The following is a 23,516-nucleotide window of genomic DNA, read 5'->3' as shown; positions in this document are numbered from 1 at the left end:
GACCAAACGGATGCTAACCGCCTAGTCTTTTCGTTATTAATAATTAAGCGGCTAATTCTAATTGCTTTCTTTTGTCCAGGCTATTTTCTCTAGTTGAAAGATCCGATTTATGTGAAGTACGAACCCTTTTGCGGTATCCAGGAATGGAATATTACGTAGATATAGGGGCAACGCCTAAAAAAGCGGAAGAGGTCTTAGTAGTATTTTGATGTTTGGCGGCATTTTCATATCTTCTTGCGCTTGCTTGAGATAACGATACATTGCTTTACTGCCAACCGAGTTTGCAGAATGAATAGTTATTCTATCCGCATACAGCTCGTTCTCCACCATCTTATGAACGAGAAGCAGACCATTTCGATGTTTATTCAACAAGTCATGGTCCAAAGAGAGATGCCCAATCGCATGGTTCTCTAACAAGGTGAGGCACTGGTCAATGTCTTCTGCGAGTATATACCCATCAGGACATGTTCGACTATCATCTAGAAATACATTGATTTTCAAGATGACACCTCCAAATATTTGACTTAGCTACAGTGTAACATACTTTCGTTACTAATTTTTTCCTAGATGCTTGCAAACTCATTCCTAAACACTTTCGCAGCAGGCCTCAATAGAAAAACATAGGAATAATGTACCAATTTTAAAACTATGGCTGTTTGAATTCCTGAAAATCGAATACCCACTTCATCCAAAAGGATTGGAATCTATTTTGGAGGCGGACATATTCTTGATATTCCTTTGTGTATTGCTGCTTAAAGGAATATGACACTTCTCCTTCTGCCTCTTTTTTCATATATTGTTCTTCCAATACTTCCAACTTTTCGATTTTGATTTGTATGCTGTTATAGCTTAATACAGAGAACATCCCATACAACACCCCCATGATAGCTACATACAATAGTAAGAATTTCTTGACGTTTCCCATCTGTATCTCCCCTTCGTTTTTCTACATAGTATGACGAGATGCGGGATTGCGACAGGACTATTACAAATTAACTCATCTGTAACATAATGGTTTGCAACTTAGTGGTAATGCAGATAGAATTGTAAGAAAAGTGGTTGTGCTGGAGGGCTAGCGTTTAAATGGGTATTTTAATTGATGTCTTAATTGTTGTCGTTTTTTCTTTAATCTTTTTCGGTGTGTATAAATACGTAATGAAGACGATTAGGAAATATTAATAAAACCGCTCCCGTGTTAGATTGGGGGCGGTTTTGTTTATTATTGTGTGGAAACTTGTTTTTTGAAGGTGGTTATTTTACCGAATGCCTCTCATAAATAGGACAATAGTTGAAAAGAAGAGCCCTAATTTACCGAAGAGCCTTCATATATAGGTAAACTGTCTAATAGGAGCATCAAAATACAATTTATTCCTTGGCTTTTTCATGCCTCTTCCCTTTGATTTTTTCCTGAATAAAGAATGGAACATATAGTAGGAAAAATATCACCAACACAACAAGTTCCAGAGTGAGGATATACCAAGGATAAGGACCTAGAAAGTCTATTAAGCTTGCATTGGTAGGCTTCTTCGCGAGGAACATGTAATTTCCTCCCGTCAGTCTGTTCATAAAAAACACGACAACAGCTATAACATTCAATGCAGCAAATGCTTTCCAAACGGAAGTAAAACTAACCCGGAATTTTTCAACCCATACCATATAAAATACTGCCAAAATAATAGATATGTGGGCAATAAAGAAATGCAAGAATCGGAAATGCGGAAAGTCATAAAACAGTTCCGGAGTTAATAATGCCTGCAGGGCACCCCCGCCACCCAAAAAATACACCACTTCAAACACCATTTTCTGCTTTGTCAGGAGCATCCAAATACAAAGGTAAAGACTAATAGAACATAATTGGAGAGGCAACGTGTCACGAATATCCCACATGTTCGTAGTGAAATACCAATAGTTAAGCAATATCTCTGATCCAGCAAGTCCAAAGATTATTACCCATCCTCCACCAGCCTTCATCCAAGACCTATTTCTGACTAAAAAGAGAAAAAGAAGGAGTCCTAAAGTTACACATAAACTTACTAGGTGGGAAGATGTAAAAAGGAGTGACCCTTCCATATAACCTTCCGGATCAGTATAAGTACTAAACATCTGCACTGGACCTCCATTTGAGAGAACATTTTTGGAAAAACTATTTATGCAATGTTATCTTCACCTCTGTTTGCTTCACTTGTAAAGTTACTTTCCCTCCTATTGGAAAAGTGAACATCGGACTTGTATGACCAAAATCCGCGTTCGCCACCACTGGAATGTGGGAAAGCTCCCTTTTGGTTTGAATGATCGTTTGAATCAGCTCGTTTGAAACATTGGACACTTTTTCAAAACGACCTATCACAATTCCTTTAACGCCGTTAAAGCCTGGTTGGTGAATGAGAGATTGCAAGTCACGATCAAACGTTTTCGGGCACGTCAATTTGTCATCTTCTATAAATAATATAGAATCTTCCAAACTAGGCATGAATTCAGTTCCTTGCAGAAGATTCAAAGTACACAGGTTTCCCCCAACTGCTATGCCCTCACATTCCCCTTCATTGATAATTAAATAGCCTTCATTTGGATAAAAATTTCGATTCTCTTGATCCATATACCAGGTATCGTTACTCCATTCTCTAGATGGAGCAATTTCTACGCAAGTTGTATCATCAAGTAACATCTTCTTAAAGTATTCTAAAGTATATTCGAATCCTTTTACCATACCAAAAGAAGAAAAATGAACACCTGAATAATTGACTAGACCAGTTTTTGCATAAATCGCATTCCCTAATGCAGTGATGTCAGAAAACCCGCAAAAGATTTTTGGATTCTCTTTAATAAGATCATAATTAATATAGGATAATAGCTGATTTGCCTGGTACCCCCCTATAGAGGTCAATACCCCCTTAACATTCTTATCACTGAATGCCTCATGGAGATCCTCAATTCGTGATTCAATAGAGGACGTATATAAACTGTTTGATTCATTGATATGCTTTCCAAATGTCACTTTTAGTCCCAATTGTTCTAGCCTATCGGTCGACAACTCCATATTTTCCTTTGACAGGATAGAATGAGAAGTAGAAGGTGCAATAACCCTTACTTCATCCCCTTTTTTAAGCCTTTCTGGTACCATCATTCCCTAAACCTCCATCAAAAACCATTTACCTACTATTCTACCAAACAACCCCACAAAACTACTATAACTTTCCAGAAAATCACCACAAAAATAAAACTTTGCTAGAATAAGAATATTTATGCATAAAATGAATAAAAGGGGTCAGACCCCTTTTTTCATTCTTCACAAAATAGTAAGAATTTGCAGGTTGAGAAACGGTGTGTGGTATGTGTATACTTGGTATTACAAGTTTTTTTATTAGGTTTTTTGGGTATTGATTGTTGATTTGAAATATGCAAAATAAGTGAGGACTATTATGTATTATAAAACGCTTACTCATCCTTCGTCGAAAGAGTGGATTGTGCTGTTTCATGGGTTTGGTGGAAATTCTTCGATTTTTTATAAGCAGTTGAAAGCTTTCCGCGCTGAATATAATATTCTATTACTAGATCTGCCTGGTCATGGAAAGTCTCCATATCCTAATGGCGTAGATCTTTTTGAGTATTCCTCTGAACAGACGATTGGCATTATGAATAAACTGAAAATTGAATCCGCTCACTTTGTTGGCATTTCTCTTGGAACCATCATCATGCAGGAAATTGCGCTCCGTAAACCATCTTTCATTAAGTCTATGGTACTTGGCGGCGCAACACCTAAGCTGAAAAAATGGGGAGAGTTTCTTTGCCGACTGTCCGTATTCTATCCTCTGAGAAAAATACTGCCACATATGGTACCTTATCGCATCTTTGCCAGGGTACTTCTACCAAAGAAGAATCACTCAGATTCAAGAAAAGCCTTCATTAAAGAGGCTTATAAACTTTCCAAAGAAACCTATTTAGGATGGGTCCTTTCTGGTCTGAACGGGTACACCACATACGATCGGTTGAAAGCATTAAAGAATACGATTCCAAAGCTATATATATCCGGTTCTGAAGATCATATGTTTTTAAGCAATACAAGAGAATATGTGAAACAGGAAGAAAACTCCACATTAGAAGTTATACAGAAATGTGGGCATGTATGTAATATTGAAGAAAGCGAAAAATTTAATGATCTTGCCGTTTCTTTTATGAAACGAGTGGATAAGATTAGAATTACTGCATAAAAAGCTGGAGGTCCCCACTCTCCAGTTTTTTTATGTTAAATAAAAACCACAAGGCACCAAACTCGCACCTTGTGGCCCATCTACCTTATTTCTTTTTCCCGCCGCGTACTCCGGATGTGACTTTCTTCCACTTTTCTTTTTCCGCAAGCTGAGCACGCTTGTCATTTTTTCTTTCCAAATATGCAAGTTCCCGCTGCAGTTTTACATAGCTTTGATATCTCGCGGCTTCCAGCGTACCTTCTTCAATCGCTCCCCGCACTGCGCATTTGGGTTCATTGGCATGCTTACAGTCTCTGAAATAACACTGCTCTGCTAAGTCTTCGATATCTTGGAAACTGTGACTGATCGCGCCATCTGCTTCCCATAATTGAAGCTCTCTCATACCAGGGGTATCCAATACAAGACCACCAGTAGGCAACATATATAACTCTCGGTATGTTGTCGTATGTTTCCCCTTGTCATCATCACTACGAACCTCTTGAATAAGTTGCTTCTCTTCCCCCAGAAGATAATTCGTCAACGTGGATTTACCAGCTCCTGATGAACCTAACAATGCGACTGTTTTTCCCTCAGCAAAATATGGTTCCAGTTCTTCTAATCCTGTTTCTTCTTTTACACTTACTGCATGAATCGGAACACCAAAGGCAACTGCTTCCACCTCGGTAATTTTCCCTGTAACATCTTCACACAAATCGGCTTTGGTTAAAACAACCACTGGGTTAGCCCCACTTTCCCAAGCCATCACTAAATATCTTTCCAATCGCCTTGGATTAAAATCATAGTTCAAGGATTGCACAAGAAACACAGTATCCACATTTGCTGCGACAATCTGCTCTTCCGTGGTTAAGCCTGCAGCTTTTCGTGAAAATTTACTAAACCTCGGTAACAAGGCGTGGATTGTTGCTCTGCCTTCTTCCTGACGTTCACTTAATACAACCCAATCTCCAACAGCCGGGTAATCCTCGCGAGTTAACGCTTCAAAACGGTACTTACCTGAAACCTCTGCAAGGCACTCACCATGGTCTGTTTCCACTCTGTACAACCTTTTGTGTTCAAGCATCACTCTGCCCACTGTAAATCCTTGTTCTTCATATTCAATAAAAGCATTATTTAAACATTCATTCCAACCTAATTGATTTCTTTTCAATGTGTTTCCTCCTAATGGAAAGTAGATATTTTTTGGTAAAACAAAAAGACCGTTCGCACGGTCTTTTACGAGTACATTTATAAACCATGAGACGCTACGTCACAGCCCCATGGAAATCTACAATCTCATCGGTAAAGGAACAGATTAATTTAACGGTTTCCATGCAAGGGCTGTGATTTATTATTTAATTGATTTAGGTTCATTACCATTAACTTTTTCATAAAACATCCCTCGCTTCCGTTCATTTTCATTACATTTACAATCATATGGTATTATTATCTAAAAGTAAATAGGCTATCTGAATTTTCTTAAAAGAATTTAATTCGCTTCCACTTGAGCCAATCTTTTTTTCTGATTGGATTGCCATGTAGCAGAAACTAAAATAGTTATACTCAGAACGAATAATCCTAAGATGAAAGGATAAATGATATTAACATCATAAAGAATTCCTGCAAGTGTCGGCCCCAAGACGTTTCCAATACTCATATACGCATTGTTCATCCCCATGGCAAAGCCTTGTTCATTGCCTGCCAACTTCGAAATTAATGTATTGATGACAGGTCTCAAAATAGATGTTGCCAAGAAGATAATTAAGGTGACTCCAAAAAATACGCCATAGCTAGATGCAAATAATGATACCAAGAAACCAATTGCCGCTACACATAAAAAGATGTTTAATACATTCCCTTCCCCAATCGCACGCACAATTCGATCAACGATAAAAAGCTGAACAATTACACTGATTATTCCTGTAGCAGTTATCATTACCGCAATCTCCTGTGGGGTTGCCCCAAATTGATTATCAATGAACAATCCTAGAACAGACTCATACGCCATTAGTCCAAAACTCATCACTAGCGTAATGATAAGTGGTATAAAATACGGTTTGTTCACTGATAAAGCCAGCTTTTTGATCATCGGCTCTGGATTTTCTTCTTGATTCACTATCGTTTCCTTTTCTCTGCTTTCTTTTAACACAAGAATGGAGAAAACTGTTGCGACGAGCGAAATCAACGCAGAGACCAACAAAGGAGTTTTTAATCCAAAGTCAGCTAAAAACCCGCCAATCCCAGGTCCAATTACAATACCTAATGACATGGCAGCAGAAATGTAACTGTTCCCCTTCGCGCGGTGTTCCATCGTGGTAATATCCGCTACATAAGCAAATAGGGCAGGAATTAACAGGGCTGCTCCTATCCCTCCTATAACACGTGAAAAATAAAGCATCCAAACAGAATCAAATCCATAAAAAACGAACATCGATAAAGTCAATCCCGCCAACCCGAGAATAATCATTATTCGTCGTCCATATTGATCAGCCCATTTCCCAGCCAGTGGTGACATGACGAACTGCGCACCGGCAAATATGGCAATCATGAGGCCAGCAGCCAATCCGCCTTGTCCTATGGAATCAAGGTATGCCGGAAGAATAGGAATTATTATCCCAAAACTCCCTACTGCAATAAACATATTTATCATAAGGATCATCATTTTTTTTCGTTGTTCAGGTGCCATTTTGTCACTTCTTCCTCTTATTTATTTCGGGCCACTTACTAATTCAACTTTAGTATTTTATGATTTTTGGAGGGCGGTGTCAATGGAAGATGTTATTCTTGATTGGATTTACAACAAAATATTAATCGGGCGGTTTTTCCAAAGTATCGGGCGATAATTGAAGATTACAGGCGATTCGAAAACATAATCGGGCGATTGAGTAATCTTCTCTGCCAAGAAAAGGTTGCATAATACTCCAGAATTTTTGGAGCTATTTTGCAGAAAAGAGGATTATCTGTCAGTTATAGAGAATTAGCTTACTATAACCTATTAATGGAGGCCTACATATGAAAATTTTAGTGATTGGCGGTACGCGTTTTTTAGGCAGGTTTATCATAGAAGAAGCGTTAAAGCAAGGCCATGAAGTGACGATGTTCAATCGTGGAAATCATCTTGATTTGTTTCCACAGGTGGAATGTATTGTAGGAGATCGCAATAAAGACCTTTCCCTTCTTGAAGCTGGGAAATGGGATGTGGCCATTGATACGTGCGGTTTTACTCCGAAAGCTTTAGCTGAATCCACCAAGGTGCTTGCGGATAAAGTAGAACACTATACTTTTATCTCAAGCATTTCAGTCTACAAAGACTGGATACCCGCTAATATTAAGGAGGATTATCCCATACAATTCTTAACAGAAAAAGAGATAGAAGAAATAGGCTATGGAACACAAGAGCAGATTAATGCCCATTATGGTGCGTTGAAAGCAGAAAGTGAGCGAGCCGCTGAAGAAAATATGCCTAATAAAGTATTGCATGTTCGTTCTGGTCTTCTCGTTGGACCATATGATTATTCTGATCGTTTCTCCTATTGGGTTAATCGCGTAGCTGAAGGCGGCGAAGTGTTGGCGCCAGGGCGAAAAGAGAGAGAAATTCAGTATATAGACGCAAGAGATATGGCGCTATGGATACTGAAAATGGCAGATGAAAAAATAACTGGTACTTTTAACGTAACAGGACCAACAACCCCTGCAACAATGGAGGATTACCTGTCCACTTGTAAAAAGGTCTCAGTTTCAGACGCGAATTTTATCTGGGCAGAAGAAAGTTTCTTATTGGAACAACAAGTTGCACCTTGGACAGAAATGCCACTTTGGATTCCAGAAGAGCATCCACTTGTAGAGGGCAGTGAGCCTTGGCGCGGGGCAAGTTCTATAAATATGGAGAAAGCCTTGGAGCACAGATTGGAGGTTCGACCATTAGAAGAAACGGTAAGGGATGTACTGGACTTTGAATTATCAAGAAGAGAGGAAGAGCGAAAAGCGGGAATTCATAAAGAGAAAGAACAAAATGTGTTGAATGCATGGAAAACGAGAGCCTAAATCATATGTTAGAAAGCCTGCGATGGTAGTACTCGCAGGCTTTTTTCATTCTCAACATAAATAAAATGGGCTTACCTATTTTTCATGTACAAGCGACAAATTTCAACCAACAACGTCAAAGTAAGTGTAAACAAATTTACTAAACGGGAGTGTTCAACATGAAAAAACATCAAAGAGCCGCGCTGGCTTTAGCTATTACACTTGGACTTTCGGGTGCACTTGGTTTCTCATCCTTTGAACCAGCATTTGCTACAAATACTAATGAGGTAATAACCATCAAAAAAGGGGATACGCTGTACAGCCTTTCTAAGAAGTACAATGTCACCATGGATGAACTCAAAAAATTGAATGATTTAACAAGTTCTAAGATCATTGCTGGAGAGAAGCTCATCATTAAAGAAGTAAGTGACATCGTTGTAAAAAAAGGCGACACACTTTACTCACTTGCCGAAACTTATGGAACTACCGTAGAGAAATTAAAAGAATGGAATCTGTTAAGCTATGACAATATTTATACCGGTCAAAAATTACTAATTAAAGCTCCTGTCATTAAGGAAGTGAAAAAAGGGGATACACTCTACTCCTTAGCCAAAAAGTCTAACACTTCGGTAGAGCAGATAAAGGAATGGAACAATCTAACTTCTGACACCATAAAGATCGGCCAACAAATCTACCTCTCCCCTTCTCCTGAGAGCTTCACCATTACAGTAAAAAAAGGGGACACTTTGTATTCCTTATCTAAGAAATATGGAGTAACAGTGGTTACCTTAAAAAAACTTAATGAGCTTACTTCCAACACCATTTATTCAGGACAAAAATTGAGACTCAATTAAGTGAATGAAGAAACGGAATAATATAAAAAGGCTGACATTAAGGAAATAGTCAATCCTAATGTCAGCCTCTTTTTTCATTAATTTATGCTAATTCCTTCTTTAATCGCATCAATTTCAATAGCTCTTCATCCATGGTGAAATATTCTTCACTTTCCCTATCCACCATACTGATTTTCCCTAGCAATTCCGTAATTCTTGCCTCTAATACTGCAACCTTCTCTCTAGTTTCTTTAACAGTAGAGGAAGCGTCTTTCTTTTTACTCTCCTCATACTCCTTTAGACCAGTTTCTACTCGTTTTATTCTCTTATTCTCAATCACCAGCAGCCTGTCACATAGCTTCTCAATAAAATAGCGGTCATGGGAGATAACGATGAGCGTACCAGTGAAAGTAGACAAGGTGGCTTCCATCTGTTCTCTGCTTGGTAGGTCCAGATGATTGGTCGGTTCGTCGAGGATTAAAACATCATATTCCTGCATGATCATATGAACCAACTTCACTCTTGTTTTCTCGCCAAGGCTCAAGGTAATAAGTGGTTTGTTGAGCTTTTCCTCGTGCATCCCCATATTTGCAAAAATCGTCCGAGCCTTTGAAACACGTTCCCACCCATTCAGGTCTAAATATTCCATTGCAGTTTGATTGGATGGCATGTCACTGACTTCCTGGCTTAGATAGGCAATTTTCAAGGAAGCGCTTTTCCACAGGGAACCTTTAGTTGTAGATTCTTGTTCCAATAGCATTTTGATAAACGTGGTTTTCCCCGCACCATTTTCACCAATCAACCCTATTCTCTCTCCATGCTTCACATAAAAATGACTTTTTTCAAAGAGAAGTCGATCTCCAAACTCCTTGGTTAGCCCTTTGGCCTCCAGAATTCTTTTACCTCTTTTTCCGTCCGTTTCAAATTCAAATTTGACCTGGAGTTCTTCCCGCGGCTTTTCCACTTTATGTTTGGATAGTTCAAGTTCCAACCTTTTTGTCTTTGATTTAATTTGGTTATCCTTTTTCTTTGCTTTTACCCGTTCAAATTCTTTTAAGCCCATCTGTTTACGCTCACCAGGATTATCCCTCTTCCCTGCTTCTCTATGCGCCTTTTCAGACCACTGTTTCAAGTTGGCAACTTGATCTTCAATCAATTTAATTTTTCGTTGTTGCTTCCCATAGTCTCGGGTTTGCTGATCGTGACGACGCTGTTTCTCTTGGCGATACGCTGTGTAATTCCCCTCATACTCCATTAACTTACAATCTTCTATTTCATAAATTTTAGAAACCGTCTTATCCAAGAAATATCTATCATGAGAGATGATGATCGCTGCACCAGTAAACATATTCAGTTCGGATATTAGCCAGTTCACACCTTTCATATCCATGTGGTTAGTCGGCTCATCCAGACAAAGCAGTTGCGGAGTTTGCGTCCAGATTTTTGCCAAAGCCAACTTCAGTCTCTCGCCACCGCTTAAAGTGTCGTTGGAGACTTTATCCCATGTAATGGATTTTGCCAGTCCCAACTCACTTGCCGTACGTAAGAGACCTTTAGCTTCCTCCATCATTTCTTCATCTGTATTAAGAGAATAATCGGTGGTTTGAGGAAGATACCCAATCTTTAATGAAGCTGAAAATTTAGAAATACTTCCCGAATCCGGTTTGATTGTTCCCATCATTAACTTCATCAACGTTGTCTTCCCCGCACCATTCCAACCGACCAACCCTATCTTTTCACCATTCCTTATATCAAAGGAAATCTCCTTTAAAATATCCCGATCGCCAAAACTTTTATTCACTTGTTTCACTTGTAGTAACATTGTCATACATATGCACCTCATTATTGATTTTTTATTTATAAATGAGCAGCCATCGTATCAACCATTACAAAAAACCTCCCCAGAATCCTGGAGAGGTTTAAAAGAAAAGTCGATTGCATATGCAAACAATGCCTATTCTACAAGTAAGTATCACAAAATAACACTAATCCATTGATGGATAGCGAAGCAACTGTACACCGATACTTATGGCAGGTAAAAATGGGCAGACTAATCCAATTCTCCAGGTTCCTCATTTTATTAATCACATGAGTTCACTCCTAAGAAATAGATTAATTCCACATCGCATCTTGTACCTTCCTTTTCTCGTATAGTCTTGCATTATTAGTATATTTTCCCTTTTCAAAATTGTCAATCGCAATTATAAGCAATGTTTTTTAAAATATTCCCTTGATTCCTCGTGAGCAAGCTTTCTCAGCACTTCTTCTTTTTTGAAAATACCGATCTCACCGATCTCGTCATCTTGTGGCAACCAATCTTTGATATCCCCTTTATACTCCATAAGAAACATGGTTGTCACTTGGGAATCATATCCGACCTTACCTGCAATACCTTGAGGAAAATTAAAGCTTATTTTTTCTTCATATTCTTTTATAACATAAAAGGTGTCCTTTCCTGTTTCTTCCTTCAGTTCTCTCAGGACAGCCTCGCAAGGAGTAGAATCCGTTTTCTCTACACCACCTTTGATAAAATCCCATTCACCCTGGATTACCTTTTTGCCTTCTGTCGTATTTATTTTTGTTTTTAGTATTAATATGTATTCCTTGCCTACTCTTACAATTGCACCAACTGCTTGTCTCACCTTCATAAACGTCCTACTCTCCATTATCTGAATCTTTTCTCATTTTTATGATATACTATACATAAAGAAACAGAAACCATCATAACGGAGGTTATGCAAGACATGGAATATCTTTTTCCAATGATTGCGCTATTCTTGTTAGGCATGCTTGTTTTTTCAGGTGGCGGATTAATGGCATACCTGAACAATAAAGTTCATTTTGTCAGTGTTATCCTAACAATGGTCAGTTTTGGGATCTTATATAGTCTATTTGCAAGACTTACCGATCTATTGCCTGCAATTATTACGATGTCCACCGTTCTATCGTTGTTCGGTATCTGGGTTGTGAACAACTACCGAACTGTCAAAATTGCGGCAAAAGAATTAGAAAAACAAACTCCATAAAATAGTGTAACCCAAGCACATAACCACATAAGGTTGTGTGCTTTTTCCGTCTAAAGTTGTATGGGATTTTCGCACTTATTCCGGAAGTCAGGTTGATAGACTCCTAATATAATAAAAGTAGTTCCTAATTATCAGGAGGTTATTTTCAATGAAGAGCACGGAATTATATGAAACGCATGTGAAAACGGTTGATTTGGAAACGGCGGTAAGATTCTACAAAAGTCTAGGATTGGAGCTTGCTTACTTTTTAGAGGATAGGAGAGTGGCATTTTTCTTCTTAGGTGATGCAGAAAAGAAGCAGCAGATGCTTGGAGTTTGGGAGGTAAAAGAGCATGAGTTTGTTCGCTCACACTTTGCTTTTAAGGTGACGCTTGAACAGTTGAGAAGTGTCCCCGAATTTTTACAGGCAAAAAGTATTTCGCTTTCCTCTAGTTTTGGATTGGACGCAAGCGAACCCGTTGTCCACGCATGGATGCCCGCTGCCTGTTATTATTTCTCAGATCCGGACGGCAATAGCTTGGAGTACCTTGCTCTGCTTGACCAAAAACCCAAACCAGAATTAGGTGTCTTACATTTGAGCGAGTGGGAAAAGTTGGGCTAATTACTACTGGGGAGAGTAGGAAGCTGAGGTTATTTGCTTGTTAATTTTCAAGCTGTCGATAGCAAATGTCCGAAGATTTTTGAAAGTTGACCGAAGATTCCGCATATTTGGCCGAAGTTTTTAAAAATTTGTCCGAAGTTTTCCGATATTTGGCCGAACCAAAAATCTAAATGACCGAACCTCAGGTAAAAGTTGACCGAACTTCACAGCGATTTGACCGAACTTTCAGTTTTTAAATGTTTAAATGTCCGAAGCAAGGAGAATTTTGTCCGAACCATTTTTTCACATCCATAAAGCATCTATTTTCCTTAAAAAATACACCATTTTTTTAAAACTGCAGCCTGCATGCCCTAATGAGTTTATTACTATTTAAAAAAGCGCCAAAAGCAGACCCCGTATGTACTACTCCATTCTAAAAAGCCGCCCCAGCAACCATAAAAGTTACCAGAGCGGCTCCAATCATTATCCATTCTTCAACGACAAACTTTGCCTCAGATACCCAAAAGGCGTCTGAATAGCTTTAACCACATATTTATTTCCTGTAACTACTGTCACCAGAATACTCAATAACACAAGCAGCATATAACCTGCAGGCGAGTTGACAGCTTGGCCGAAACTCGTTTCAAAAAACCACTTGATAATAAAACCGTGTAGGATATACACATAAAACGATCTTCTTCCAATGCCAGTAAAGATATATTTATCTTTAGGCACTAATGCGAAAAATGCAATGGTAACAAGCATGCTCCCTGCATATATGCCAATACGCATAAGCATATCGGTCACAGAGGAGAACGTGTATGTTCCATAAAGAATACTCGCTCCGTCAATGCCGCCTAACCAAATATAGATTCCTGCAAACAACACGACAAGAAACGCCGAAGCGTGAACACGGTAAGCACCGTTTTTCAATTTCTCAAATAAGTTCGTTCTCGTTAGATAATACCCTATCAAAAAGAATGGGAAGAAATAAAACGTTCGATCCAAGCTTAAGAATCTTTCTGGAATATCTACAAAACCGATTACAACACCTAATAGGATCGCCAATGGAATACTATATTTCGCTTTTAGTTTCCCAAACAGGGGCAACATCAGTTTCCAGGCAATCATACTCAATAAGAACCACATTGCCCATCTCGGTGTGAAGTATTCCAAAGTCATAGATGGATCAGCATAAAGCTGACTGTAAAACAACGTATAGATAGTCTGCAAAATTAAATACGGCACTAATAATCTCGTTATGATTTTTACGTAATAGCCTTTTTTATGAAAGTTGGTACTGAAATGTCCGGCTAATAGGATAAAGGCCGGCATATGAAAAATAAAAATAAAATGGTAAATGGACACAAGCCACTCATCATTTGCTCGATACGGCGAAATGATATGTCCAAATACTACAAGAAAAATCAAGATAAACTTCGCATTATCAAAGAAGGAATCGCGAGTTTTCATGGTGTTCTCCTCCATTTCCAGTTATACGAAGGTATTTACCCACATTTATGCATCACATAAACATGGACATATATTCATTCGAAGAGTATAACATGAACTTGTCCGTTGAGGAATGTAAAAATTTCCTTTCTTATTACAAAAAAACAGATGGACCTCTGCATCCACCTGCTACTTTCAATACAATTCGTCTTCTCCTTTTAAAAACCTAGTCAGCCTTTCTACTGCTTCTTTTTCATCCGATCCTTCCGCTTTCACCGTTACGACACTACCATTTGATATTCCTAAAGACAATAGACCGAGAAAACTTTTAGCATCAATGACCTTATTGTGCCTAATTACTCGTATCTCTGAAACGAAACTACTTGCTTTCTCCACAAAGTAGTGAGCTGATTTAGAATGAAGACCGTTTTCAAGTGCGACTGTTATTTGCTTAGATACCATAAAAAAATTCCCCCACAATACCAAATTTATATAAGGTATGTGAGGGGAAATGACTTCATGAATAATTTTCGTAAAATAGTACTTTTGCCTAAAGAGGAACTTATTTTATCATCATCTCTACACCAGGTCCAATCGGGATGCCGCCTAGCGCAAAAATAACAAGTAAGATAATCCAGACGCCCAAGAATATCAGGCTGTAAGGCAACATCAAGGCGATTAGAGTTCCAAGACCTGCTTTTTTATCGTAATCTTTCATAAACGCTAAGACGACGATAATATAAGGATTTAATGGGGTAATGATATTCGTGGAAGAATCAGCAATACGGAAAGCCGCCTGAATGAAAGCCGGATGATAGTCTAGCATCCAAAACATCGGAATAAAGATTGGAGCCATGAGTGCCCATTGAGCAGATCCACTGAAAATGATTAAGTTCAATACTGCCGCTAGAATGACAAACCCAATAATTCCGGGAATCCCTGTTAAATTCATGCTTTCTAGGAATCCAGCTCCGTTAACAGCAATCCAAATTCCAAGGTTAGACCAGTTAAAGTATGCAATGAATTGGGCCGCAGCGAATATTAATACGATATATCCTGCCATATCTTTCATGGATTCTGTCATCAATTTTGGCACATCAGCAGTATGCTTAATTTTCCCGACGGTTATTCCATAAGCAACGCCTACTACGATAAAGAAGAATAAAGTAATGGGGACAATTGCTGTCAGGAACAAAGAAGGAACCAGTCCACCGTCTTCATTCCTTAAAATGGAATCAGGCCAAAATACTCCAATTGCCAAAAGTATTAAATACGCCACTCCTGCCAAAACTGCATTTCTTAACCCTTTGCTTTCAAGTGGATTAGGTTCTTCTAGTTCTTTGTCAACTTTTCCTGTATATGTTCCAAGACGCGGTTCAATAATTTTTTCTGTAATTAAAGCACCTACTATAGCAAGGATAAACACAGAAATCACCATAAAATAATAATTGTCCACTGGTGTGACGATTAACGACTCATCAAAAGGTTTTATGGCTTCTGTTGCAATCCCTGACAATAATGCATCGGTTCCAGCAACGATCACATTTGCTGTAAACCCGGCACCTACACCCGCAAAACCGGCTGCAAGACCTGCAAGTGGATGCCTGCCTACTGTATAAAAGATCATTGCAGCAAGAGGAGGTACAATAACAAACGCCGCATCAGATGCAAGATTTCCGAGAATACCAGTACCAACCACCGCATAAGTGATTAAAGCTCTTGGGGCATTTAAAATGGTTTTTTTGATACCAGCTTCAATTAACCCGACCTTATCAGCAAGTCCTATTCCGAGCATCATTGCCAACACTAGACCCAAAGGAGCAAATCCCGTGAAGTTTGTCAGCATGGAAGTTAAGATGAATTCAATACCATCCCCCGACAATAAACTTTTTATTGCTAGTTCCTCCCCAGTTCCGGGATGTTCAACTGTTACTCCAAATTGGTTGACTGCAAAGGAGACGCCAATGATAAAAAGAGATAAATAGACAAATAGCATAAAAGGGTCTGGTAGTTTATTTCCTATGCGCTCGACACCTCCTAAGAATCTATCAAGTATCGAGGTAGAATTCTCTTGCTGTGTTTGTGTTTGACTCATTTTTCTCACTCCTTTTAAGGTATAGTTCCTTTTTTGTTCCGAAAATTATTATAATTTGTGGGTATTTTCAATCACAACATTCGTTACATTTATAATAAAATAAATTTTCAGTCATTTTAATTGTTTTTGAGAACTGGGAAATCTAACAAAGACTCCCCACCTATTTCAGAAACGATAGTTTGTATATTTTTCTTGGTCTTCCACGGTGTCCTGATTGTTCTTCCCCGGATACTTTTATCAACCCAGACCGTTCCAATTCACTAAGTATTCGTCTTGCATTTCTTTCTGTACTTTTCAACCAACTCGCTAAATCTTGTGATGTTACGACATCTTTTTGATAGTAGTGTGCCAATGATTTAATTCTTGATACGATGGTTGGGCTAATAGCAAGATCTTTCAGCTTCTCTTCCCACTCAACCCCTAGAGAGCGAGATTGAAAGGAAAGCTTTTCTGTGGATCCAAAGAATTCAGTAACTTCCCGATCCTCATTAACACAGACAAGTGTGGATGACCCTTCTTCTCGTGCATGGTGAAAGGCCTGGCGAACGTTTTCTTCTGCAGCAAGTACCGTCTCTCCAAACCCTAGTCCTAACCTTACTTTCAGTCCGCTTTGTACATTGATATCTTCTACCAATTGTAGCAGTGAGTCTCCTTCAATATGCCATTCAAGCTGCCCTCTTGTAGTGAAGAGAAAGAAAAGCCCGTCTCCAAATTGAACAAAAGAACCATTCACCTCTTCTGCAAATCGAAGCATTAATCTTTTTAACTCAAGCTCCTTAATTTTCATTTTATGAGAGTAGTGCATTTCTTCAAGGGAGGCTTTAGTATGAATGACTTCAACACCAAGAATGGCAATTTGGGATTTTCTATATCGTAATGAATGTGCGCGTTCTATTAGAATTTCTAATGTAGACAATATCGCAAGATCAGAAGGAATGACACGATAGCATGGGATGTTTTGTTTCTTCAGTTGTCTATAAACCGCTTGGATACAAGTAAATGCTACTTCTATTTTCTTATTTTCATATAGCTCTTGATGAAAAGAAACTAAGTCTTCTACAGGTACAATGCCATCGTAAGAATAGGAATGAAAGTTGATCGCTTGAAGCGAGAAGAAATTTCTATTCATTTCAATTCTGTCTTGTCTAATTGTATCAAGGCTCACAGTTTCAAGAATCTTATTTTCTGTTATCTGCGCTTCCAATAAGGTCCCTAAAAAGCTAGAACCATACAGTTCGGCGAATCCACCCTCTTTTTTTTCAAGGAGGTTCTGCGACATCGCATACGTGAATGGCACTTGACCAGAAAACATCCATTGGTCCACTGACCCTTTGTTGTTGTTAATTATTAGGTTAATTTCGTCTAAAGAGATGTAAGGAAAAGAAAACAAATCTACATTTCTAAATTCCTTTCCTACCAACATAATTCTTTCAACTGAATCGCTTGGACCAATAATACCTATTTTAACTTTCACTTTTTCACCTCAAATAAAGCAAATAGATCTCACTTTTCTATGCTAGGATAAAGATTGAATAGAGGATATATATACGTCAAGTGCCACTTCGAGTACTTTCTCATCATAATCAAATAATGGATGATGATGGCCTGCTGCAAGGGGGGTTCCAAAGATGAAATAAGTGGCTTTCCCTCCTCGGTCTCTAACATGGTTGAGCATATATGCTGCATCCTCTGATGCCTTAAGTGGCAACGTCTCTATTACATTGTTTACACGCTGGGTGTTCTTGGTTGCGTCTTTTAAGAACTCTTTCCATCCTTGCTCTGAAGATGCTTCTACGCCTTTACCCACTATCCGAATGTCACAATCCACACCATAGATAGCAGCGGAATGTTTAATGATTTTAATGGTTTCGTCCTCCATGTATTGATTGAGGATACTTGTTTCCCCCCGCGTTTCCAATGACATGACAGCATGGTCCGGGATGACATTTCTACCATTCCCTGCTTCAAGCTTGCCTACGTTTATTCTCGTTTCACCGCCTGAGTGCCTTGGGATACCGTGTAGGTGTAAGGATGCGGAGGCAGCAGCAAGTAAGGCGTTCCTTCCTTCTTGGGGTTCTACACCTGCATGTGCTGATTTCCCGTTGAATAAAACATCAAGTTTGGATGTAGCTAGAAACCCATGTGCAGATGCTACCACTTCTCCAATCGGCATGGAAGTAATTCCGATATGCCCACTTAAGAATACATCTACATTATCCAACCAACCTTTTTCCACCATAGCTTTTGCCCCTCTGCTTCCCTCTTCTGCAGGTTGAAAAAGCAAGGTAAAGGTTCCTGATAACTTTTTTTGATAGGATGCAAGAAAAGTCGCTACACCAAGTCCAATTGCTGCATGTCCATCATGGCCACATGCGTGCATTACGTTTGGATATGATGAGGCAAATTGCTGTGAAGTTGGAAAATGGTCTTTTATGGACGATTTATTTTCCAAAATCGGAAGTGCATCTATATCAAAGCGAAGCACGATATGCTTTCCTGGTTTTCCTGTATCAAGTTTTGCAACCAATCCAGTATGGCCATTTTCCATTTTAGCTATCCACTCTGTAGGAACCCCGTTTTTAAAAGCTCTATTTTCAGCATGACGAAGGTCATCAACAGTTGGAACACCCATTCTTTCTTCCGACACCAGGGCATCCTTCCCCGTGTACAAAGTATACCCAAGCTTATCGAGTTCTTTTCCAATAAAGTAGGTTGTTTCGTATTCGGTCCAACCCAGTTCTGGAAACTTATGAAAATGTCTACGCCAGGAAATCAACGAATCTGACACTCTTGTTACATAGTCAGAAACCTCTAAAGCCATCTTCTTCGCCTCCTAGTTTTTTCTTTGCAGTTTTTCCAAAGCGTTCATTGTGATTTTAACGAGCATGTTCACACCTATTGGCAGAGCTTTTTCATTAAACTCGAAATTAGGGTCATGGAGAGGTTTTTGGACTTCTCTTCCTTCTACGGCAGAGCCTAGCCAGAAGAATGCGCCTGGATAATGGTACAAGAATCTAGAAAAGTCTTCCCCTCCAAGTGAAGGGTCCACACTGGGTGTTGCCTCTTTATTACCCAGTAAATCCATCGCTGTTTCTTTGACAACCTCAGCCCACTCAGGTGTATTGATGGTCGCTTCATACCCATCAACATATTCAATTTCAGCGGTAGCCCCCATTGCTTTTGCGGCATGATTCACTACTTCATGAAATCTTTTTTTTACTTTTGCTTTTGTTTCTTCTTTATAGGTGCGAATGGAACCTTCTAACGTTACTGTATCGGCTATCACATTATATCTGTATCCACCTTCTATTCTTCCTACTGTTACCACAGCTGCATCGATAGGATTCACATTCCTGCTAACGATAGTTTGTAACATGGTCACCACGTGATTAGCAGCTATAATGGCATCATTTGTTTGATGTGGCATGCTCGCATGACCACCAGAACCGTTAATCACAACTTTGAACCGGTCGGTTGCCCCCATCATTTCTTTAGACCGGATCCCTATTTGACCTACAGGAAGATCCGGCCAAACATGTTGTCCAAAAATCACGTCAGGCACATATTCATCAAACACTCCATCATCCATCATTGGTTTAGCGCCACCATTTGGCGAGGCTTCTTCTGCAGGTTGAAAGACTAGTAGAACCGTTCCAGATAACTCATTTTTGTATTCATTCAATAAAATTCCAGCTCCTAAAAGCATGGTTGTATGGGCATCATGTCCACATGCATGCATACTTCCAGTTTTTTGAGAAGCAAATGGCAAATCTGTTTTTTCGGTAATCGGTAGCGCATCCATATCCGCTCTTAATGCAATAGTAGGACCAGGCTTTGCACCTTTAATAATTCCAAGGATACCTGTCTTGGCAAACCCTGCTTTAAATTGGATGCCTTGTTTACTCAACTCTGCCTGGATTTTCTGAGAGGTTTCGTACTCTTCACCACTGATTTCAGGAAACTGGTGAAGGTCTCTCCTGAATGCAATTAACTGCTTTAGTAATAGTTCGTCTACTACCGGTATTGTATAGGACACCTATGTAGCACTTCCTTTCACGTGAGCCTTCTATGTTCAGAGTTTAATGACCGACTATTAAAGGAATTATTCCTTAATTATTCCGTAATAACATACTATCATACTTCTGTTTAATTTCAATGAATATTTATTATTTTCTGTTAATTAAATTCTTTGTTCACGTTCTGTTTTTTTAGGAATACGCTACATATAAGAAGTCTGAAAAGGCTATGGATTGGAGGGTTCATTTTGCCAGTTTCCATCATTTTTAATCAAATTAATGTTAACAGTATTAGCCAAAGTTCATCCGTTGCCACAGGTCAGAACAACCAGCCTGATTGGACCACACAAGGAAAACTAAACATGGGGAATGGAATTGAGATAGGAGCGGTAGCAGTTACAAATCTTTGTAACGTAGTATTTGATGCAGACGGTGTTGACACGCCTATTGCCAATCCGGAAATTAACAATCCACAACCGACCGCACAATTCTAAAGGAGGGCTTTTTCTGAAAAAGAAGCATTCGGCGCATATTCATATTCTGCTTGATAAAATAGAAGTCATATCCATTATGAATTGTTCTGGTGTTTTTACAGGGGAAAACATGCAGGCTAACTGGAGATCCTACCAAAAAGCAAATATGGGGTTTGGATTAATAGCAGGAGTAGATAACCATTCTGATTCGAACATTAACATTGTCCACGATCCTGATATAGTGGATATGCCCATTCAGGATAGTTCTAGTAGTTAAACGGTTTCTTCTCCCTCTTGTTCTTCCTCTTCTTTTATCACATTCTGCAGCCATTGAGGAAGTTCTTGCGAATCTGATTGCTCAAACAAATCAATAAAGGAAGAGTCACTAACCTGGCTTTTTGTTCCATGAATATCATTTTCATCACCACTTATGTTTCCTACTCCCTGGTTATGTTTTTTATGACTTTGAAACTGTGATGGATAGTTATTGCCCATATTGATGCATGAGGCGCTTTCTACAACACCAATCCGGATGCTACCTATAAAAAAATTAGGGGAATAATCAGACATTAAATTTCCTCCTTCCCATTTATTTTTACAGAAAATCCACTTTTACTACTTATTACACTTATGCGCTGATCTTCCTCTTCTTGTTTATGCTTTTTCCTTAAAGGACGATAAGTAGGGACTACTTTCTTTTGTTCTTTCTTTTTTAACGTTGGTTTCTGAAGGGAAGTCTCATCTTTTGCGTCAAAATTATTTCCAATATTTAATGTACCGCTAAGCTGTTCTATTGAGATGCTATCGAGATGGTAGTCAAGCTTTTCTATCTGAGCATTGCCGATCTCTAGCGTCTGAACATGATAGTGGACATCCTGTCTCCTTGAATCACCTATCCTTTTAACAAGTGTTGTAAGCAGCTCTATTCTCTTTTCTAAGTCTTGAACTCTCTTTTCCAACTCATCAGTGTTAGACATGGATCATCACAACCATTTAGGAAGATGTATGTTCGGTGCCGCTACTTTGGCTTTTCACGGTATTACTTGATTGACGTATTGAGTTTTTTTCACCTGATAATATTCCAAAGCCTTGATTTTCGTTCTGGATTGACTTTGTATTCCAACTGACGTTTTTTCCTTTATTTAAAGACGATGAATTCATCATTATGTCCACTTTGAAATCCTTTACCTCAAATTTCAACCCGCCCTCACCTCTCAACGTACTATTATTCAATAAAATCTATTTCTACTGAAACATCTTGTGCATTCTTTTGAAATATTAGTGTGAGTAATCCTTGTTTATATTGTGCAACCAGTTTTTCTGGCATGAACGAGAAGGGAATTTGAACTACCCGCTGAAAGTCACCAAAAAACCGTTCCCCTTGGAGTAAGTTTTCTCTTGGTACTGGGTAAGGATATGGAATATTTCCTTTAATAAAAAGCTGATTGTTTTTAACGGAGATTTGGATGTCTTCCGTAGAGTTCAACCCGGGAAGTTCCATTATTATTAGTCCTTTGTCTTCTGTTTCCATAATATCGATAAGAGGGACTCGCTTTGGGATAACCGGTAGCATGTCTTTCCAAAACTTATCTCCTAATACTTCATCAATTTTATCATTCATTGTTTCCCATGGGTTTGTATGCTTCTTTTTCATCAGCCTCCTCCCCAACAGAATTCTCCTTAGTATTCTTTAACTATGTATATGTAGGACGTTCCTGCTTTTATTCGGACAAAAAAGAGAAACCATGTTTACGGTTCCTCTTTACCTGTTGGTTTGTCACTATTATTTTTCTTCTATGCCTAATACGCGATTAATTCGTTTTTTCAGCATTTTCATTCCGCTTCCGCCTGCTTGGAAATGACGAAGTTTTCCTTCTTCGTCAAATACGTAGTAAGCTGGTACGTATTTATTTTCAAAGGCTTCTGTCAGTTTATGTTCACTATCTACAAAAATCGGTTGTGTTATGTCGTGACCCATTGCCATGGAACGTATTACACCACTATCAAGGTCATCTTCAGAACGTGGCATGTGTACTGCAATGACGTTTAAGTCGTCGTCATAATCGTCACGCAGTTCATTAATTTCCGGCATTGCTTCTTTACATAGATGACAGCTAACGGACCAGAAATGGATAAGGGTTGCTTTTCCTTTTAGCTCGTCCATCTTAACTTCTTCGTTGATCCATTCTGTCGCGCCTGTGAGTTCGGGCATTTGCTCTCTTAATTTCATTATTACCTCTCCCTTTTTATACGAGTTATCTTTTTATAATTATTATTATTTAGCACCTTTTATATTATATTCATATCATTATTTTCTGTCAACCAGATTATACTAATTATCAATAGATAGTAAAAATAAAATGCTTTAAAAACAAAAAAAACGAGCAGAAACGCCCGTTTGTTACTTGGTTTTTCTTCTTATAACACCGCTGTTGATTTCCGCAAATGGCTTCGCTTTCCTAGGGGCGGTGCTTGAGCCTCCTCGCAACGCTTGAGGGGTCTCAAGCTACCACTATCTCCCTCAGGACAAGGAAGGCTTAGGCAGCGATCCATCGCACGAAGAAAATGCGTAGCATTTTCGAGGAGTCTTCGCCTTTTGCTCCAATCAACAGCTATAAACTAAGAGGAAGAAAAGTTTATGCTATTTCAGTTGATCCGTGTAAATACCGTTTTATAAATCTTCAGGTTAATGTAGCCACCTTGTTGATTGTAGTGGAAGGCGCGTAGTCCCCTGCAGGAGGAAGAGACAGGTGAGACCCCGCAACGGAGGAGGCCACTGAAAAAGTCGATGATTTTATAATTTTTTAAAACACCGCTGTTGATTTCCGCAAATA

The 23,516-nt window shown here is 38.9% G+C and carries 26 protein-coding genes; 7 read left to right on the top strand and 19 right to left on the bottom strand.

Annotation, left to right across the window (positions count from 1 at the left end):
* Positions 1 to 174: 174 nt before the first annotated feature.
* From AAV98_RS12830 to AAV98_RS12815, 4 genes are all read right to left on the bottom strand, one after another.
* Positions 175 to 501: a cyclic-phosphate processing receiver domain-containing protein gene (locus tag AAV98_RS12830; protein ID WP_197284291.1), complete on the bottom strand. Its 327-nt coding sequence runs from the start codon at positions 499 to 501 to the stop codon at positions 175 to 177.
* A 145-nt stretch (positions 502 to 646) separates the two neighbouring features.
* Positions 647 to 925 (bottom strand): hypothetical protein, encoded by a 279-nt coding sequence (locus AAV98_RS12825; RefSeq protein WP_060665967.1) that lies wholly within the window; start codon positions 923 to 925, stop codon positions 647 to 649.
* Between the two features lie 440 nt (positions 926 to 1,365).
* Positions 1,366 to 2,103, bottom strand: a complete 738-nt coding sequence (locus tag AAV98_RS12820) for a YwaF family protein (protein WP_082380884.1) — start codon at positions 2,101 to 2,103, stop codon at positions 1,366 to 1,368.
* Positions 2,104 to 2,143: 40 nt separating this feature from the next.
* Positions 2,144 to 3,121: a S66 family peptidase gene (locus tag AAV98_RS12815; RefSeq protein ID WP_060665976.1), complete on the bottom strand. Its 978-nt coding sequence runs from the start codon at positions 3,119 to 3,121 to the stop codon at positions 2,144 to 2,146.
* 298 nt (positions 3,122 to 3,419) lie between these two features.
* Here AAV98_RS12815 and AAV98_RS12810 point away from each other — a divergent pair, with 298 nt between their 5' ends.
* Positions 3,420 to 4,208 carry an alpha/beta fold hydrolase gene (locus AAV98_RS12810; protein ID WP_060665966.1) on the top strand — a complete coding sequence of 263 codons (789 nt, stop codon included), beginning with the start codon at positions 3,420 to 3,422 and terminating at the stop codon, positions 4,206 to 4,208.
* Between the two features lie 85 nt (positions 4,209 to 4,293).
* On the opposite strand, the gene rsgA is transcribed toward AAV98_RS12810, so the two are convergent.
* Together rsgA and AAV98_RS12800 are read right to left on the bottom strand one after the other, a co-directional pair.
* On the bottom strand, positions 4,294 to 5,355 hold the full coding sequence (gene rsgA, locus AAV98_RS12805) for a ribosome small subunit-dependent GTPase A (protein ID WP_060665965.1): 1,062 nt from the start codon (positions 5,353 to 5,355) through the stop codon (positions 4,294 to 4,296).
* Between the two features lie 318 nt (positions 5,356 to 5,673).
* Positions 5,674 to 6,870 carry an MFS transporter gene (locus AAV98_RS12800; RefSeq protein ID WP_060665964.1) on the bottom strand — a complete coding sequence of 399 codons (1,197 nt, stop codon included), beginning with the start codon at positions 6,868 to 6,870 and terminating at the stop codon, positions 5,674 to 5,676.
* 326 nt (positions 6,871 to 7,196) lie between these two features.
* On the opposite strand from AAV98_RS12800, the gene AAV98_RS12795 reads away from it, so the two are divergent.
* Together AAV98_RS12795 and AAV98_RS12790 are read left to right on the top strand one after the other, a co-directional pair.
* Complete coding sequence (locus AAV98_RS12795) at positions 7,197 to 8,228, top strand: NAD-dependent epimerase/dehydratase family protein (protein WP_060665963.1); 1,032 nt, start codon at positions 7,197 to 7,199, stop codon at positions 8,226 to 8,228.
* Between the two features lie 158 nt (positions 8,229 to 8,386).
* On the top strand, positions 8,387 to 9,061 hold the full coding sequence (locus AAV98_RS12790; protein ID WP_060665962.1) for a LysM peptidoglycan-binding domain-containing protein: 675 nt from the start codon (positions 8,387 to 8,389) through the stop codon (positions 9,059 to 9,061).
* Between the two features lie 82 nt (positions 9,062 to 9,143).
* On the opposite strand, the gene abc-f is transcribed toward AAV98_RS12790, so the two are convergent.
* Positions 9,144 to 10,868 carry a ribosomal protection-like ABC-F family protein gene (abc-f, locus tag AAV98_RS12785; RefSeq protein WP_060665961.1) on the bottom strand — a complete coding sequence of 575 codons (1,725 nt, stop codon included), beginning with the start codon at positions 10,866 to 10,868 and terminating at the stop codon, positions 9,144 to 9,146.
* A gap of 373 nt (positions 10,869 to 11,241) precedes the next feature.
* Positions 11,242 to 11,688: an NUDIX hydrolase gene (locus AAV98_RS12780; RefSeq protein WP_060665960.1), complete on the bottom strand. Its 447-nt coding sequence runs from the start codon at positions 11,686 to 11,688 to the stop codon at positions 11,242 to 11,244.
* Positions 11,689 to 11,784: 96 nt separating this feature from the next.
* On the opposite strand from AAV98_RS12780, the gene AAV98_RS12775 reads away from it, so the two are divergent.
* Both AAV98_RS12775 and AAV98_RS12770 read left to right on the top strand, forming a co-directional pair.
* Positions 11,785 to 12,066, top strand: a complete 282-nt coding sequence (locus AAV98_RS12775) for a hypothetical protein (RefSeq protein ID WP_060665959.1) — start codon at positions 11,785 to 11,787, stop codon at positions 12,064 to 12,066.
* 148 nt (positions 12,067 to 12,214) lie between these two features.
* Complete coding sequence (locus tag AAV98_RS12770; protein ID WP_060665958.1) at positions 12,215 to 12,667, top strand: VOC family protein; 453 nt, start codon at positions 12,215 to 12,217, stop codon at positions 12,665 to 12,667.
* A gap of 462 nt (positions 12,668 to 13,129) precedes the next feature.
* Here the strand turns inward: AAV98_RS12770 and AAV98_RS12765 are convergent, their stop codons facing one another.
* The 6 genes from AAV98_RS12765 to AAV98_RS12740 all read right to left on the bottom strand — a co-directional run bounded on the left by AAV98_RS12765 (position 13,130) and on the right by AAV98_RS12740 (position 20,229).
* A complete protein-coding gene (locus AAV98_RS12765; protein WP_060665957.1) occupies positions 13,130 to 14,119 on the bottom strand; it encodes an acyltransferase family protein in 990 nt (329 codons plus the stop codon).
* A gap of 174 nt (positions 14,120 to 14,293) precedes the next feature.
* Positions 14,294 to 14,560: an HPr family phosphocarrier protein gene (locus tag AAV98_RS12760; protein WP_060665956.1), complete on the bottom strand. Its 267-nt coding sequence runs from the start codon at positions 14,558 to 14,560 to the stop codon at positions 14,294 to 14,296.
* A 100-nt stretch (positions 14,561 to 14,660) separates the two neighbouring features.
* On the bottom strand, positions 14,661 to 16,193 hold the full coding sequence (locus tag AAV98_RS12755; protein WP_060665955.1) for an AbgT family transporter: 1,533 nt from the start codon (positions 16,191 to 16,193) through the stop codon (positions 14,661 to 14,663).
* A 160-nt stretch (positions 16,194 to 16,353) separates the two neighbouring features.
* The gene (locus AAV98_RS12750; RefSeq protein WP_060665954.1) at positions 16,354 to 17,667 is read right to left on the bottom strand and encodes a hypothetical protein; all 1,314 of its coding nucleotides are present in this window, start codon (positions 17,665 to 17,667) and stop codon (positions 16,354 to 16,356) included.
* A 42-nt stretch (positions 17,668 to 17,709) separates the two neighbouring features.
* On the bottom strand, positions 17,710 to 19,014 hold the full coding sequence (locus AAV98_RS12745) for an amidohydrolase (RefSeq protein WP_060665953.1): 1,305 nt from the start codon (positions 19,012 to 19,014) through the stop codon (positions 17,710 to 17,712).
* A 12-nt stretch (positions 19,015 to 19,026) separates the two neighbouring features.
* Positions 19,027 to 20,229 (bottom strand): M20 metallopeptidase family protein, encoded by a 1,203-nt coding sequence (locus AAV98_RS12740; RefSeq protein WP_060665952.1) that lies wholly within the window; start codon positions 20,227 to 20,229, stop codon positions 19,027 to 19,029.
* 228 nt (positions 20,230 to 20,457) lie between these two features.
* Here AAV98_RS12740 and AAV98_RS12735 point away from each other — a divergent pair, with 228 nt between their 5' ends.
* Both AAV98_RS12735 and AAV98_RS20280 read left to right on the top strand, forming a co-directional pair.
* Positions 20,458 to 20,703: a hypothetical protein gene (locus AAV98_RS12735; RefSeq protein ID WP_060665951.1), complete on the top strand. Its 246-nt coding sequence runs from the start codon at positions 20,458 to 20,460 to the stop codon at positions 20,701 to 20,703.
* Between the two features lie 109 nt (positions 20,704 to 20,812).
* Entirely contained in the window at positions 20,813 to 20,959 is a 147-nt protein-coding gene (locus AAV98_RS20280; protein WP_156317756.1) for a hypothetical protein, read from the top strand.
* Here AAV98_RS20280 and AAV98_RS12730 read toward each other — a convergent pair.
* The 5 genes from AAV98_RS12730 to AAV98_RS20755 all read right to left on the bottom strand — a co-directional run.
* Positions 20,956 to 21,252, bottom strand: coding sequence for a hypothetical protein (locus AAV98_RS12730; RefSeq protein ID WP_060665950.1), 297 nt, complete (start codon positions 21,250 to 21,252; stop codon positions 20,956 to 20,958). The two genes, AAV98_RS20280 and AAV98_RS12730, sit on opposite strands and share 4 nt — an antisense overlap.
* Positions 21,252 to 21,659 (bottom strand): spore germination protein GerPC, encoded by a 408-nt coding sequence (gene gerPC, locus AAV98_RS12725; protein ID WP_060665949.1) that lies wholly within the window; start codon positions 21,657 to 21,659, stop codon positions 21,252 to 21,254. The genes AAV98_RS12730 and gerPC overlap by 1 nt, the downstream gene beginning before the upstream one ends.
* A 248-nt stretch (positions 21,660 to 21,907) precedes the next feature.
* Complete coding sequence (locus AAV98_RS12715) at positions 21,908 to 22,336, bottom strand: Hsp20/alpha crystallin family protein (RefSeq protein ID WP_060665947.1); 429 nt, start codon at positions 22,334 to 22,336, stop codon at positions 21,908 to 21,910.
* A gap of 129 nt (positions 22,337 to 22,465) precedes the next feature.
* Positions 22,466 to 22,912, bottom strand: a complete 447-nt coding sequence (locus tag AAV98_RS12710; protein ID WP_060665946.1) for a TlpA family protein disulfide reductase — start codon at positions 22,910 to 22,912, stop codon at positions 22,466 to 22,468.
* A 416-nt stretch (positions 22,913 to 23,328) separates the two neighbouring features.
* Positions 23,329 to 23,516, bottom strand: a 188-nt coding sequence (locus tag AAV98_RS20755) for a hypothetical protein (protein WP_231687743.1), incomplete at its 5' end; no start/stop codon positions are given.

It is taken from the genome of Bacillus sp. CHD6a, from assembly GCF_001293645.1.
Taxonomy (GTDB): domain Bacteria; phylum Bacillota; class Bacilli; order Bacillales; family Bacillaceae_I; genus Sutcliffiella_A.
Note: the sequence above shows the minus strand (reverse complement) of the source record. Positions and strands in the feature narration are given on the sequence as shown.

What these genes read in the sequence shown, in the direction of transcription:
- AAV98_RS12825 (WP_060665967.1), bottom strand. Translation starts at nt 925, where the DNA reads ATGGGAAACGTCAAGAAATTCTTACTATTGTATGTAGCTATCATGGGG.
- AAV98_RS12820 (WP_082380884.1), bottom strand. Translation starts at nt 2,103, where the DNA reads ATGTTTAGTACTTATACTGATCCGGAAGGTTATATGGAAGGGTCACTC.
- AAV98_RS12815 (WP_060665976.1), bottom strand. Translation starts at nt 3,121, where the DNA reads ATGGTACCAGAAAGGCTTAAAAAAGGGGATGAAGTAAGGGTTATTGCA.
- AAV98_RS12810 (WP_060665966.1), top strand. Translation starts at nt 3,420, where the DNA reads ATGTATTATAAAACGCTTACTCATCCTTCGTCGAAAGAGTGGATTGTG.
- AAV98_RS12800 (WP_060665964.1), bottom strand. Translation starts at nt 6,870, where the DNA reads ATGGCACCTGAACAACGAAAAAAAATGATGATCCTTATGATAAATATG.
- AAV98_RS12795 (WP_060665963.1), top strand. Translation starts at nt 7,197, where the DNA reads ATGAAAATTTTAGTGATTGGCGGTACGCGTTTTTTAGGCAGGTTTATC.
- AAV98_RS12790 (WP_060665962.1), top strand. Translation starts at nt 8,387, where the DNA reads ATGAAAAAACATCAAAGAGCCGCGCTGGCTTTAGCTATTACACTTGGA.
- abc-f (WP_060665961.1), bottom strand. Translation starts at nt 10,868, where the DNA reads ATGACAATGTTACTACAAGTGAAACAAGTGAATAAAAGTTTTGGCGAT.
- AAV98_RS12780 (WP_060665960.1), bottom strand. Translation starts at nt 11,688, where the DNA reads ATGAAGGTGAGACAAGCAGTTGGTGCAATTGTAAGAGTAGGCAAGGAA.
- AAV98_RS12775 (WP_060665959.1), top strand. Translation starts at nt 11,785, where the DNA reads ATGGAATATCTTTTTCCAATGATTGCGCTATTCTTGTTAGGCATGCTT.
- AAV98_RS12770 (WP_060665958.1), top strand. Translation starts at nt 12,215, where the DNA reads ATGAAGAGCACGGAATTATATGAAACGCATGTGAAAACGGTTGATTTG.
- AAV98_RS12765 (WP_060665957.1), bottom strand. Translation starts at nt 14,119, where the DNA reads ATGAAAACTCGCGATTCCTTCTTTGATAATGCGAAGTTTATCTTGATT.
- AAV98_RS12760 (WP_060665956.1), bottom strand. Translation starts at nt 14,560, where the DNA reads ATGGTATCTAAGCAAATAACAGTCGCACTTGAAAACGGTCTTCATTCT.
- AAV98_RS12755 (WP_060665955.1), bottom strand. Translation starts at nt 16,193, where the DNA reads ATGAGTCAAACACAAACACAGCAAGAGAATTCTACCTCGATACTTGAT.
- AAV98_RS12745 (WP_060665953.1), bottom strand. Translation starts at nt 19,014, where the DNA reads ATGGCTTTAGAGGTTTCTGACTATGTAACAAGAGTGTCAGATTCGTTG.
- AAV98_RS20280 (WP_156317756.1), top strand. Translation starts at nt 20,813, where the DNA reads ATGCAGGCTAACTGGAGATCCTACCAAAAAGCAAATATGGGGTTTGGA.
- AAV98_RS12730 (WP_060665950.1), bottom strand. Translation starts at nt 21,252, where the DNA reads ATGTCTGATTATTCCCCTAATTTTTTTATAGGTAGCATCCGGATTGGT.
- gerPC (WP_060665949.1), bottom strand. Translation starts at nt 21,659, where the DNA reads ATGTCTAACACTGATGAGTTGGAAAAGAGAGTTCAAGACTTAGAAAAG.
- AAV98_RS12715 (WP_060665947.1), bottom strand. Translation starts at nt 22,336, where the DNA reads ATGAAAAAGAAGCATACAAACCCATGGGAAACAATGAATGATAAAATT.
- AAV98_RS12710 (WP_060665946.1), bottom strand. Translation starts at nt 22,912, where the DNA reads ATGAAATTAAGAGAGCAAATGCCCGAACTCACAGGCGCGACAGAATGG.